The sequence below is a fragment of the Yeosuana aromativorans genome, from assembly GCF_014646655.1.
Lineage (GTDB): Bacteria > Bacteroidota > Bacteroidia > Flavobacteriales > Flavobacteriaceae > Yeosuana > Yeosuana aromativorans.
The window spans coordinates 67,336-80,864 of the sequence record NZ_BMNR01000002.1 but is presented as its reverse complement, the minus strand read 5'-3'; the positions used below and the strand labels follow the sequence as shown (position 1 = coordinate 80,864).

At 36.8% G+C, this 13,529-nt stretch carries 14 protein-coding genes; 3 read left to right on the top strand and 11 right to left on the bottom strand.

What is annotated here, in order from left to right; all coding sequences use genetic code 11:
• Nucleotides 1–69: 69 nt before the first annotated feature.
• Nucleotides 70–1,164, bottom strand: a complete 1,095-nt coding sequence (gene ychF / locus IEW94_RS03710) for a redox-regulated ATPase YchF (RefSeq protein WP_188650141.1) — start codon at nt 1,162–1,164, stop codon at nt 70–72.
• A 132-nt stretch (nt 1,165–1,296) separates the two neighbouring features.
• Between ychF and IEW94_RS03705 the strand changes: the two genes are divergently transcribed.
• Nucleotides 1,297–2,769, top strand: a complete 1,473-nt coding sequence (locus tag IEW94_RS03705) for a carboxypeptidase-like regulatory domain-containing protein (RefSeq protein ID WP_188650139.1) — start codon at nt 1,297–1,299, stop codon at nt 2,767–2,769.
• A 36-nt stretch (nt 2,770–2,805) separates the two neighbouring features.
• On the opposite strand, the gene IEW94_RS03700 is transcribed toward IEW94_RS03705, so the two are convergent.
• From IEW94_RS03700 to IEW94_RS03655, 10 genes are all read right to left on the bottom strand, one after another.
• A complete protein-coding gene (locus tag IEW94_RS03700; protein WP_188650137.1) occupies nt 2,806–3,978 on the bottom strand; it encodes a DUF4062 domain-containing protein in 1,173 nt (390 codons plus the stop codon).
• 190 nt (nt 3,979–4,168) lie between these two features.
• Complete coding sequence (locus IEW94_RS03695) at nt 4,169–4,804, bottom strand: class I SAM-dependent methyltransferase (RefSeq protein WP_188650135.1); 636 nt, start codon at nt 4,802–4,804, stop codon at nt 4,169–4,171.
• Between the two features lie 261 nt (nt 4,805–5,065).
• Nucleotides 5,066–6,166, bottom strand: a complete 1,101-nt coding sequence (locus tag IEW94_RS03690; RefSeq protein WP_188650133.1) for an SGNH/GDSL hydrolase family protein — start codon at nt 6,164–6,166, stop codon at nt 5,066–5,068.
• A 182-nt stretch (nt 6,167–6,348) separates the two neighbouring features.
• Nucleotides 6,349–6,855, bottom strand: coding sequence for an SRPBCC family protein (locus IEW94_RS03685; RefSeq protein WP_188650131.1), 507 nt, complete (start codon nt 6,853–6,855; stop codon nt 6,349–6,351).
• A gap of 4 nt (nt 6,856–6,859) precedes the next feature.
• A complete protein-coding gene (locus tag IEW94_RS03680; RefSeq protein WP_188650129.1) occupies nt 6,860–7,357 on the bottom strand; it encodes an SRPBCC family protein in 498 nt (165 codons plus the stop codon).
• Between the two features lie 11 nt (nt 7,358–7,368).
• Entirely contained in the window at nt 7,369–8,244 is an 876-nt protein-coding gene (locus tag IEW94_RS16875; protein ID WP_229669439.1) for an SRPBCC family protein, read from the bottom strand.
• Complete coding sequence (locus IEW94_RS03670) at nt 8,241–8,564, bottom strand: ArsR/SmtB family transcription factor (protein ID WP_188650127.1); 324 nt, start codon at nt 8,562–8,564, stop codon at nt 8,241–8,243. The genes IEW94_RS16875 and IEW94_RS03670 overlap by 4 nt, the downstream gene beginning before the upstream one ends.
• Nucleotides 8,565–8,714: 150 nt before the next feature.
• Nucleotides 8,715–9,554: a 5'-nucleotidase, lipoprotein e(P4) family gene (locus IEW94_RS03665; RefSeq protein WP_188650126.1), complete on the bottom strand. Its 840-nt coding sequence runs from the start codon at nt 9,552–9,554 to the stop codon at nt 8,715–8,717.
• Nucleotides 9,555–9,725: 171 nt separating this feature from the next.
• Complete coding sequence (locus tag IEW94_RS03660) at nt 9,726–10,682, bottom strand: L-threonylcarbamoyladenylate synthase (protein ID WP_188650124.1); 957 nt, start codon at nt 10,680–10,682, stop codon at nt 9,726–9,728.
• Nucleotides 10,683–10,752: 70 nt separating this feature from the next.
• Nucleotides 10,753–11,106, bottom strand: a complete 354-nt coding sequence (locus IEW94_RS03655; RefSeq protein ID WP_188650122.1) for a 4Fe-4S dicluster domain-containing protein — start codon at nt 11,104–11,106, stop codon at nt 10,753–10,755.
• Between the two features lie 67 nt (nt 11,107–11,173).
• Between IEW94_RS03655 and IEW94_RS03650 the strand changes: the two genes are divergently transcribed.
• Together IEW94_RS03650 and serC are read left to right on the top strand one after the other, a co-directional pair.
• Nucleotides 11,174–12,232: an acyl-CoA reductase gene (locus IEW94_RS03650; protein WP_188650120.1), complete on the top strand. Its 1,059-nt coding sequence runs from the start codon at nt 11,174–11,176 to the stop codon at nt 12,230–12,232.
• 77 nt (nt 12,233–12,309) lie between these two features.
• The gene (gene serC, locus IEW94_RS03645) at nt 12,310–13,374 is read left to right on the top strand and encodes a 3-phosphoserine/phosphohydroxythreonine transaminase (RefSeq protein WP_188650118.1); all 1,065 of its coding nucleotides are present in this window, start codon (nt 12,310–12,312) and stop codon (nt 13,372–13,374) included.
• Nucleotides 13,375–13,529 lie beyond the last annotated feature (155 nt).

Here is a 13,529-nt window from a genome sequence, read left to right as displayed (position 1 = left end):
ACAATGAGGCGAAAGTTTGAGAAATTACGACGTCCAAGATTTGAATTCTAAAAATCCAGACCACATTGCTTACACATTAAACAGGAAGTGCATCACATCGCCATCCTTTACAATGTAGTTTTTTCCTTCCACACGCATTTTTCCGGCTTCTTTTACTTTGGCTTCACTGCCATAAGCCACGTAATCATCATAAGCAATGACCTCAGCCCTGATAAATCCTTTTTCAAAATCGGTATGGATAACACCAGCAGCTTGGGGAGCAGTAGCTCCAACATCAATGGTCCAAGCCCGGACTTCCTTAACACCAGCCGTAAAATAGGTTTGCTGTTTTAATAATTTATAAGCCGCACGGATCAGCTTAGCTGAACCGGCTTCATCCAATCCTATGTCCTGAAGAAACATCTGGCGCTCTTCATAATCATCCAATTCATTGATATCAGCTTCGGTAGCAACGGCCAAGAACAATACCTCAGCATTTTCATCCTTAACGGCCTCTTTTACCTTGTCTACATAAGCATTTCCTGAAACGGCTGATGCTTCATCAACATTACAGATATACATCACTGGCTTATCGGTGATAAACTGTGATGGTTTTACAAAATCAGTGTAATCATCTTCGCTAAACTCCAAGGTTCTAACAGACTTACCTGCTTCCAAACCTGCTTTTATTTTTAACAGTACCGCTTCTTCTTTTTGGGCGTCTTTATTACCGGTTTTGGCGGCACGCTTTACTTTATCCAGTTTTTTGTCAACGGTTTCCAAATCCTTCAGTTGCAGTTCCATGTCAATGGTTTCCTTGTCTCGAATGGGATTAACTTTACCATCAACATGCACAATATTATCATTATCAAAGCAACGCAAAACATGTAAAATGGCATCGGTTTCCCTTATGTTAGCCAAAAACTGATTGCCCAAACCTTCGCCTTTGCTGGCACCTTTTACCAATCCGGCAATGTCAACAATCTCAACGGTTGCAGGTTGCACCCTCACAGGTTTTACCAGTTCTTCCAATTTTTCCAAGCGCTTATCTGGCACGTTTACCACCCCAATATTGGGTTCTATGGTACAAAACGGAAAGTTGGCACTTTGCGCTTTGGCATTGGACAAACAATTGAACAAGGTTGATTTTCCAACATTTGGCAATCCTACAATTCCTGCTTTCATAATTTTGATAATTTTTGCGAGTGCAAATGTAGTTAATTCCTCTTTTATTTAAAGTAAAACGGCATGATAACTATTATTTTATATTTGTAACATTCTTGAGCGTTATTCGTCCGTTTAGTGAAGACCATCATTATGAAAAAAACCGTTGCACTACTTTGCATGCTATTGGCCACCACAGTTGTTTGTGCTCAAAACATTACGGCCAGGCTCGTTGACAAAAACACTGAAAAACCCATTCCGTTTGCAGCCATCAAAACTGGCGAATACAATGGCGTTATCTCAAATGAAGAAGGCTATTTTACCATTCAAGCCACGGCCCAAAACCAAACGGTGACCATTTCCTGCTTGGGCTACACAAATAAAACGCTAAGCGTTCAGGACATAACGGATTTACATTTTATCATTCCGCTAGACGAAGCCATCAACCAACTCAGTACGGTTTATATCAGCAACAAAAAACCCAATGCCGATTCCATCATTGCCAGGGCACGCCGAAACCTATCTAAAAACTACCAAACCAACTTATACAAACACGATATATTTTCTAGGGAAACTGCTTATATGGATTTTGACAAACTGGATTTTAACATTGAAAAATCATCACACGTCAAAAAAGGAAACCTAAAGCTGGCCAATAGCAGTCTAGATTCACTGTCAAAAGCCATTATCAATAGTAAAACCAAGCATTTTAAGGATTTTAAAGGCGTATTGTATGTAGGTGACTCATCACAAACAAAACTAAGCGTTCAAAAAGCCACCGAGCTGCTGGACCAAAAAAACAATCTGTCCATTGACGAGGTTCAAAACCGAACCGAGCGTGTGATATTGAAATATTTGGACACCACGCTAACCTATAAACTAAAAACAGGTCTGTTTAAGATTGAGGATTCCTTATCGCTTAAGGAAAAAGACAAACAAGAGCCTAAAAAGAACGAGTACGAAATTAATGATTTAAAAGGGCAAGCCACCGAACTTTTAAAGCGCTCACAATTTTATGACAACAGCATGCTCTTAAAACTGCTGGATGCCAATTTATACACCTACCGCTTTGTGGATGTTTCCAGCTTTAATAACGAGCTGATTTACATCATCAACTATGCACCCAGGCGGTCAAAGGCCAAATACACCGGCACGCTTTACATAACCAATGACACCTACGCCATCACACGGGTGAACTTTAAATTTGCCGAGGGCAAACGTGGCGAGAAGTTTAATTTAAAATTGCTGTTGGGTGTTAAGTATGTTGAAAACAGACGGCAAGGCACTGTTATTTTTCAAAAGGACAGCCTAAACATATACCAGCCACAATACATCAAACTTGAGGAAGGCCGTTATTTTTATGTGAGTCGCCCCCTGAAATTTATTGAAAACAGCCCCGAAAAGAACAAGACCAGTTTTGACTTTACTATTGAGGGCAACATCATGACCAAACAGGAACTGTTGCTGACCGCTCATAGCAATATAAGCCAAACGGATTTTAAAACATTGACCGAAGCCAAAACCGTGCCTTATATGACGCTACATAGTTATGATGCCACTATTTGGAAAGACAACCAAACACTGGAACCGTTAGAGGAAATGAAAGAGTTTAAGGGTGGCGATTGAGTTTTTGATGAAAGAATTAAGATTACAGTTTTCAGCTTAATCCTTTAGTGCCTCATTCAATAATTTGATGCCTTCCATCGTTTCTAATGTCAAGTCTTTTATAGTAATCTCCGTCTCTCTCTTTGCTTTATTAAACTTAAAATTTAAAGGAGGTAATTCCATAATTGTCTTTAACAAAGTAGCTAAACTTTCTAATGAGTTTTCAGAACTAATAAGCAAGCTTTTTGCAGATTCTTTAATACCTTCCACCTCATTAGTATTAAAACTTTTAGCTATAAGAAGTACATTAGAATATGATGAGCCTACTTTTCTAAAATTCTCGGAGAAAATTGGCAACTCATTTTTAATCCGGTTGTTAAAATCTAACAATTCTGATGCCAATAAATTAATAATTATTTTTTGCTTAGAAAGTTTCAATCGTTGGTCCTTGATATTATTAACCACGTTCATTTCCTTTGATCTGCTTTCCATTTTTATAGTCCAATCATTCATTGACTCACTCATTGAATTTAGGGAAGTTGTAACCAAGTTTAAATGTGATTCAGCAACCTCTACTGAGTTAAAAATGTCTAACTCGATAATTCTCTCATCAAAATTTTCTACTTCAGCAATTAAATTTGTAATATGAGAATATTTATCCTCTACAATTTCGGACAAACCTCTGCTATCAGCATTTTTAGTGATATCTTTATTTGACAGTTTATCATAAATCAATTTTGTTAATTGAATTCTAAACAAAGATTCAAATTTTGTTGTCGAAGAAAATTCGTGATAGAGAACACCCTTATCGCCCAACTCATTCTTGAATTGATTAATTTTTTTCAATTCTTCTGGGTTGATTTTTGTTATATCAGTTGGCGGAGCAGTTTTAAAATAGATCAATTGTTCTTTTTCATTATTTTTTAACGCTCTATTAATCTCTTCTACGGTTCCAGATTTATCCCTTTTTGTGGGAGTACCAAGTTTAAGCCAAACAAGACCAACCAAAATATCATATTGACTTTCAATTTGATTGTTGATTACCTCTTGAGCATCAGAACCAATTTGAGTATAAGTATCAGTCTTCCAATTTAAAAGTTTTAAAACATAGGAATTTTGTTCTCCCATCGTTTTATTAATATCCTCAACGACTAGTTTTACAGAATCTAGCTCATCAACAATATCACTAGGGCAGGATACAAAAAGCTTTATTTCTTTTATTTGTTTCATTTCTGATTAAGCTTAACTAATAATAGAAAAAATCAAATTAACTATTCTTTCCGTTAAGCTAATTTAATCCAAATCCTACAAAGTTAAAACCCAAGTTATTAACAGTTATAAACAAACCAACCCTGTCAGTTCGAGTGATTTTCTTTAGAAAATCGTATCGAGAACTAGGTGCGTTAACCTGCCATACGCTTTAGGTGTTGTTGTGGGCCGTTTTTTTCTCACACACAATCATCCAATGTTTTTCATTTGGATTTTCTTCTGGTTCATTGATTTCTTTCGCCTCAATAATATGGTAATTACCAAACGCTGCTTGAATGGAGGCTTCGTCATAAAAGTAAAGGGTCAGTCCTTGAGGCGAATGGAAAGTATTTTTATCCAGCTCTTCTCCCAAGCCAAATCGCTTATCGTTTGTAGATAATGCCACAAAAACCATGATGCCATTAGGCTTTAATTGTGCATAACAATCTGCAATTAGTTTTTTTCTGTCGGCCGCATTCAAAAGGTGAATGAGCGAGTAACAGTAGATTGATTGATATTGGTTTGTATCAAAGGGCATCTCTGTAACAGAGCCGTGGTGAATGGTTACAGCACTGCCAAAATAGTTTCTGGCTCTTTCTATGGCCGTTTTGGATATTTCAATGCCGGTAACATCAAATCCTTCATCGTAAAACACCTTGGCATTTCTACCATAACCAAATCCTGGAATCAATAAATTTTTAATATTGTGTTTCTGCAAGAAAGCAAGTACGTTCCTTGCATTGTCAGTAGGGTTCTCTCCCCACATGCGTTCATTGCTTTTATAAACGGATTCCCAAAATTCAGGCATAATTAGAGCTTTATTTATGATGAAGACATGTCAAGTATTGATGACAGTTTCTCAAATTTTTTAATGCTTTATATCAGACAAGCTAATTTAATCCAAATCCTACAAATCTAGAAATCAAGTTGTAAGGAGTTATAAACAAACAAAACTCAGTCAGTTCGAGTGATTTTCAATGGAAAATTGTATCGAGAACTAGGCGCGCTACCCCACTTCTTGATACAAATTTGTGCCGTTTTACGTCACAAATCCACTAGAAGTGACAAATCACCAATCTATGTTAGAATCAATACATTGAATAAGACTGTTTGCCAAACTTTCTTGTTCTCGTATTGAGGGATGTCCGGGCGTTCCTTTAAAAGGTACAATGCAGGTGTAAATATTCTCATCCTTTAAATTAGCTACCGCTGTTTTTACAAAGTCAATCCATTTTGAGCCTTCTTTGGTAATATCCATATTCCCAAGCATGCATATGATATTTGCTTCTGGATATTGTTTCCGTATGTTGGCCACAAATTGCTGATAGGCGTTTATAAAATAGTCATCACTAGGCAATTGACCTCCAAAGTTCTTCTTAAATTCTTCTCTTTCAGGCATATTGACTAACCACGAATCGTTCTGAAGTAGATTAATCACAACAATATCGGGTTTATACAATGAAAAATCCCATGTGCTTGTAGAATCTGCAGGATTCAATCTATCGTAGATGTCCGGCATGATTAACGGAAACCAACTAATGGTTATACCAATGCCGCTTTTACAGATACATTGGTATTTGGCATCATAGTGTCTTGCGGTAATTGCCGAATAGCTTAAATAGTTATTGGTATAGGTGCTATCTGGGGAATCTCCACCAGAATAATCTTCAACAGCGTAACCTGCCGTTATGGAGTTTCCGTAAAATTCTATTTGCCTTTTTTTAGGTGCTGGTTTTGGCAATAATTTTGCTCCCTTTTGAATTTCAAACCCATAAAAAGTAGTTGTACCTCTATCCCACTCGGTCCTTTTAAAAATCTCAACCGAATGGTTCCCTTCGGGCAACCGTGACGCCAATTGATAATATGTTTTGGTAGTATCTGGTCTTAACAGAACCGCACTATCATTGTCAATGATGACATTGTAATAATTATTTCCAGTTTCATCTTTTAACAAGGCCTTGATTGACTGCCCCTGAAAATTCATCTTGATTGACGTTCCTGACCAATATAAATTCACTCCATCAACTCCAGTAGAATCTATCCGTCCCCAATAGTCAATTTCAGGATTTGAATACTGCACCAAAAGATTTTTTTCACCTGAACAACCAAGTATTAATAAAACGGACAGAAAAACTATTAGTTTGGGTATTTTTTCAATGATTTTAAGCATGTATTGTATACATTTGGGATTACTAGACAAAGGTGGTTAGTTTTAAAAACAATTCAATTTTTTATAGCTTGATTTGCGAAGTTAATCTATATCACCAAAAATTAAAAATTGGAGTATAAACAATTATAAAAAACAAATCCCAAGCCAAAGGCTCGGGATGATTATTGATTATCAATTATTAGTTAGCCTTTGTTAATTGTCAACAACAAGCTGTCTAAACGCTCTAAAGTAGATGTCAATCCATCTTTCATACCCATGTTGATAACGGCCTCTAAATCGGCAAGTGAGTTGTAGGTTACTATCGTTTCAACTATGGCGTTATGTCCTTTATCGGTAAAGGTTACGTTCCATTTGGCACGCGGAAGCTCAGGGTTTATTTCTCCTTTGTCATTACTAAACGCATCTAAGGCTATGTAGTAATCTATGGGCTTGATGGTAAGGTATTCTGTTAACCCCCAGTATTCGGTTCCGTTGGGTTCTACCATTGCGTAATGCCAGTGACCACCTTCGCTAAAATCCATTGATTTGGTTTTGGTGGTCAACGGTTGAGGTGCAAACCATTGGTCAAGCAGTTCGCTTTTGGTGTAACAATCCCATACCAATTGGCGGTTGGCTGCAAATTCCCGTGTAATGGTCAAGGTGTTTTTTTCTTTATCTACCAAGAAATCAAATTGAAGATTATGTTTCATTTTATTAGCTTTTTAAGGTTGATAATAATGTGTCCAACTCGTTTATGGTTGCGGTAAATCCTTCTTTGAAGCCCATTTCTATCATTTTCTCCATACGTTCAAGCGAATCGTTTTTGATGGTGATACTTACTTTTGTGGTGCCGTTTTGTTCACTAAAACTTAAGTCCCATTCAGAACCGGGTAAGTCAAGATTTTCGTCTTTGTCCGCAAACGCATTATACATTTTGAAATTGGTTTTTGGATTGATGGAAATATACTTCTGAACCGACCAATGCTGTTGTCCTTCTGGACTTACCATAGCATAAAATCGGCGTCCTCCTACTTCAAAATCCATAACTTTTGTTTTAGAAAGAAAAGGCTTTGGAGCCCACCACTGGTCAAGGATTTCTGGGGTTGTCCAAGCGCTCCAAACCAAATCAAGGTTGGCCGCAAATTCCTTGATTACATTAACAGTCCTAGTTTCCTTGTTTACAGTAAAGTCGAATGATAATGCTGTTTTCATGTTGGTCCTTTTTAATGATTGTTTTTTTTAAAAAATTCTTTCATAGAAATATTTATGATATGATTCCAACCTTGTTCAAAGTTATGAATGGCAAAGTCAGGAACATCTGCAGGAAATGTAGTTATACCCGAATGAGTTAATTTCAATCGTGTGTTTTCGTTCTCATTAAAAAGCTCAAAGGTAACGTAAGAAATCCCCGGGCAACCTTCATATTTCCATGAATAGGTAAGTTTGTTTTCGGGAACAACTTCAGTTATTTCACATAAATGCTTCCATTGTTTTCCACCCTCTTTTCCTCCCATAAACTCAAACTTAAATCCCACAACAGCTTTAAATTCGGTAAGGTCAAAATACCATTGTTTCATCATTTCCTTTTCAGTAATGGCTCGCCATACCAATGGTCTATCTGCATTAAAAACACGCTCAACAATTACATTTTGTTGGTTCACATGTTGTCTCAGATAATTTTCTAATTTTTCTATATTTTGTTTTAAGCCTTCATCTGCTTTATGTGCTTTAACGACGGTTTCTAGCATTTCTGAGGTATCAAATACCATAGACCAATTCAATAAGGTGTTTTGCCCGTTGCTTTCAAATTGAATGGTTGTAATAAAATGCGGATTGAAGTGTTCAAACACAATTTTTTTTAACGGAATGATTTCCTTGAACACACTCTTATTGGGGTAGTTAGTGCCGTCAGGCCCATGCATGGTCAAAATCCATTCACCTCCTTCTTGAAAGTCCATCTTATGAATGGTATTGGCAAACCCATTGGGTCCCCACCAATTTGCTATATGGTTTGGATTGGTCCACACCTCCCAGGCCAGTTCAATGGGAGCGCTCAAAGTTTTTGAGATTCTAAGTTCTCTATTGCCTGATTTATTCATTGTTTTTTGTCTTTTTGAAGTTTAGCTAAATACGTATCAAGTTGATCAAAACGGCTTTCCCAGATTTGTCTATACTGTTCCAACCATTGGTCGATTTCCTTCATTTTATCAATTTCCAGTTGATAATAAATTTCGCGTCCCTGTTGTTCTTGCTTGAGCAGATCACATTCAGACAAGATTCTTAAATGTTTGGATACGGCTTGACGGGTGATATCAAAATTTTCTGCAATTGCATTGGGCGTCATGGCTTGCACGGCTATCAATGCTATGATGGAGCGTCTGGTTGGGTCTGCAATGGCTTGAAAGATATCTCTTCGCATCGTTTTTGCTTTTATGAAACTGATTGATTGCAAATATATATGCAACTATTTGGTTTCGCAAATTTTTTAACATTTTTTTTGGTGAAAAGGAATCAAATAAAAAACCCCAAGCGAGTCGCTTAGGGTTTTGTTCATTTATATATAACTGTTTTAATACGTAATCAATTTGGCCTTTCTAATGGAGTCTTTCTGTACTTCGGTCCATTTGTAATTGCCTTCATAAATCCCTTTCATTTCCCAATCGCCATAAGTTGGGCCAGGCAATACAATAAACTCTTTACCAAATTTTTCCTTTAAACTTTGTGCTGCGCTGTTTCTTTCGGCAGTGGACTTGTTATCAAACACATTTGAAAAGTCTGAAAGTGTATCCCCGAGCAGCATGACAATGGTATTATCTTTTGAAACCGTTTGCCTTCTCTCCTCTTTTCCGCTGGTTTTATCCCTAAACAAAATGTGTTGTTTGTCAACATTAGGAAATCCAAGATTCTTAAGGTGCTCCATGGTTAAATCTTCTTGAATTTTAGAAATATTGGATATGTAAAACACCTGCACACCTTTGGATTCAGCATAGTTTAAAAATTCCAATGATCCTGGTATGGGCTTGGCTTTTTGTAACTGTTCCCATTCTACCCATGTATCATGGGAATACTCCACATTGTCCGTTATCAATTTTGCCTCATAAGGACTGTTGTCAAAAATAGTCTCGTCAATATCCGTCACAATGGCCAGTGGTTTGCCCGTATTATTGCCTTCTGAAAGCACCTTGTCCAATTGAAATTTGGCTACATTGAAGGCTTGATAACATAAGGCTTTATACTCGGCTGCATGCTGAACCCACAAAACAGATTGTACCGAATACTCTCGCTTTGCTATGCTATTACTTGATGGTTGTGTGCTTTGGCTGGTTTGTTCGGGCATCGTTGTTCGGCATCCAAAAAAGAGGAGCAAACAGAAAACCATATAACTATTTTTAATTTTAAACTGTTTCATAAAATACCTATTGTTATCGATGGGCAAGGTAAAGCAAATCCTAAAAATTTAAAACATAAATTTTAAACAGTTGTAAACAAAAAACCCCAGCTTTTGGCTCGGGATTTTATCTTAAATCATAAATTATCTGAATTTGGAATACAGAAACAATTATTCCTCATGAAATATTATTTATTTAGTGGCCCGTGACAACCTATCATTAATGGATTTCCCAAGTCCGTAATCCGGAAATACCTCGGCTACAATCATATCTAAATGCAAGGTGTCTAAGTTATGAAGTGTACTGTACAGCTTGGACGCTGCCTCTTTTAAATCTCCCGATTTAGACAAAACCTCCAAGATTTCAACACTTGGCAACGGCTTGGGTTCAGAAAATCGTATAACGCCTATTTTCTTGTTTTTATACTCTTGAATAAACAACTCGACGTCTTCAACCAAATAGGTTTTTGTTTTGGGGGCATAATGCCGTTCCAACATTCCCGGAGCATCTGGCGCAATGTCCTTCTTGTTTTTAATTTTAACCGTTCCAATAACGTCTATGATATCTTCCAATGAAATGGAGCCGAGTCTATAAAGTACAGGTTCATTATCTTCAAATCCTATAATGGTTGACTCTATACCATTTTTGCAAGTGCCACCTTCAAGCACCATAGAAATACTGTTCTTAAAATAACGCTCTACATGTGATGCCTTTGTTGGGCTTATACAACCAAACGGATTGGCACTTGGTGCCGCCAAAGGAAATGATAATTCTTGTAACAACTGTAACGTAACGGGGTGATTGGGCATGCGAATAGCGACCGTATCTTTTCCTGCAGTTATTAAATCTGGTATGCTTGGGCTTTTTTTCAAAACCAAGGTTAAAGAACCTGGCCAAAAAGCCCTGGCCAATTGTCGCGCCTTTTCTGGGAAATCACTTACCAGTTCTTCAGCTTTTTCCAGAGAATGAACGTGAACAATTAAAGGGTTAAATAACGGGCGCTGTTTAATCTCAAAAATTTTATGAATGGCCTTTTCACTGTAAATATTACCGGCCAAACCATAAACGGTTTCTGTTGGTATGGCAACTACATCTTCATTATTTAATATTGTAACGGCCTTGTTGATATCTTTGGAAACGATTGTCATATTTTTTTAACCTAAAACAAAAAACCCCGAGCAAGACACTCAGGATTAATTATTAATTAAAATTTTAAAATTAACCTTCTGGATGCATAAAACGCTGTTTAGCCAACAGTTGTTCTTCGGTTTCCACATGGTCTTCATCTGGCACACAACAATCTACTGGGCAAACTGCGGCACATTGTGGCTCATCGTGAAAGCCTTTGCATTCGGTACATTTATCTGGTACAATATAATATACTTCATCACTTATTGGCTCTTGGGCCTCATCGGCATCTACTTCTTTTCCATCAGTTAAAACCACTTTCCCTTTTAAACTGGTACCATCGTTGTAGCGCCAGTCATCAGCAGCTTCATATATTGCGGTATTTGGGCACTCCGGTTCGCAAGCACCACAATTTATACATTCGTCAGTTATAATAATTGCCATAGCGTTTTCTTTTTCTAAATTTGCAAGTGCTAAATTAAAGCCAAAACCATTCATAACCAAATGCAGAATGAATTTACCGCAAAGAATTAACGCTTTTGTAAAATTAGGGGAGTTTTTAAGTCAATTTTCCAACGAAATCATCCAAAAAAAAGAAACAGTTGAACACAATGCGATGTTTTTTGAGGGTTTTAAACACCAATTAAAATTAGCAGAAGAAAACAACGGGTGGTTCACCAAAGAAAATATGGCCTATGCCATAAATGGATGGGCCAACTCATTGACACCTGAAAACCTCAATAAATGGCTGTCTGAATATAATATGGAGATAGCGGCTCCCAAAAATGTAGCCATTATTATGGCGGGAAACATTCCTTTGGTTGGGTTTCACGATTTTCTTTCGGTATTGATCAGTGGCCATCATGCTTTGGTCAAACAATCTTCAAATGACAAGCACCTACTACCCTATTTGGCTAAATATCTGGAATTTGTAGAGCCTAAATTTAAAGGGACCATTACTTTCACGGATGATAAATTGGACGGTTTTGATGCGGTGATAGCCACCGGCAGCAATAATACGGCACGCTACTTTGAATATTACTTTAAGGGCAAGCCATCCATAATAAGAAATAACCGCAATTCTGTTGCCGTTTTATCGGGCAAGGAATCCCTTGAAGAACTTCAAGCACTTTCTGAAGATATTTTTAGATATTACGGATTGGGTTGCAGAAATGTATCAAAACTGTTTGTCCCCAAAAACTATAATTTTGAGTTATTTTTCAATGCCATGTACCATTGGCATCCTATTATTGAAAAAACAAAGTATGCCAATAATTATGATTACAACAAAGCTGTGTACTTAATGAGTGAATTTGACATGCTGGAAAATGGTTTTTTAATGATTAAAGAGGATGAAAGTTACGCTTCACCTATTGCTACGGTATTTTATGAATATTACGACACCGCCGAACAATTAAAGGAAAAACTATATAGTCAAAAAGACGCTATTCAATGTATTGTTTCCAACGGATTTATTGAAAATGAAATTGCTTTTGGGCACACACAAAAACCACAACTTTGGGATTATGCGGATGATGTGGATTCTATTGAATTTTTATTAACGATTTGACTAAAAAATTATGGAATTTATAACATAAATTCTTCAATTTATTAGCAACTTTGCATCTCTAAATTCTTATAAAAAACATGAAAAAACATAACTTTAGTGCCGGACCCAGTATTTTACCCCAAGAAGTTTTACTAAAGGCTTCCCATGCCGTTATAGATTTCAATAACGAAGGATTATCCTTATTGGAAATATCACACAGAAGCAAGTCTTTTGTTGATGTTATGGAAAAAGCCAGAGCATTGGTACTGGAACTTTTAGGATTAGAAGGTAAAGGCTATAAAGCGTTGTTTTTACAAGGTGGTGCCAGCACCCAATTTTTAATGGTGGCCATGAACCTCTTGGAAAAAAGAGCAGGTTATTTAAATACAGGTACTTGGAGTGCCAAAGCCATTAAAGAAGCCAAGCTTTTAGATGATATTTACGAAGTGGCATCGTCAAAAGAAGCCAACTATAATTATATTCCAAAAGGATATGATATTCCTGAAGATTATGACTATTTCCACTGTACCTCAAACAATACCATTTTTGGAACACAAATGAAATCGTTTCCAGATTCTCCAATTCCAATGGTATGCGATATGAGTAGTGATATTTTTTCACGTGAATTGGATTTTTCAAAATTTGGGTTAATATATGCCGGTGCCCAAAAAAATATGGGCCCTGCCGGAACAACCTTGGTCGTTGTAAAAGAAGATATTTTAGGTAAAGTATCCCGTAAAATTCCATCCATGATGGATTATAAATTGCACATTGGCGCAGGTAGTATGTACAATACGCCTCCTGTTTTTGCGGTTTACACCTCAATGTTAACCCTTGAGTGGATAAAAGGTTTAGGCGGTATCAAAGCTATCCAAGAGCTTAATGAAAAGAAAGCATCGCTTATGTATTCTGAAATAGATTTAAACCCATTATTCAAAGGGTTTTCAACCAAAGAAGACCGATCCATGATGAATGCAACGTTCACCCTTCAAAATGACAACTTAAAAGACACGTTTGAAACCATGCTTAAAGAAGCAGGAATCAGTGGTCTTAATGGCCATAGAAGTGTTGGTGGTTACAGAGCATCTATGTACAACGCTTTGCCTATTGAAAGTGTAAAAACACTGGTAGAGGTTATGAGTGAATTGGAAAGTAAAGCTTAATTAAAAGCCTAAACCGTCATTCCGAACGAAGTGAAGGAATCTCGTTAATAGATTGCCACGTCATACTTCCTCGCAATGACAAAAAAATGAAATTAATTTTAAGTTGAATTGTTAATTGTTCATTGAACTTTTAACTTTTAACTTTAAACTTTAAA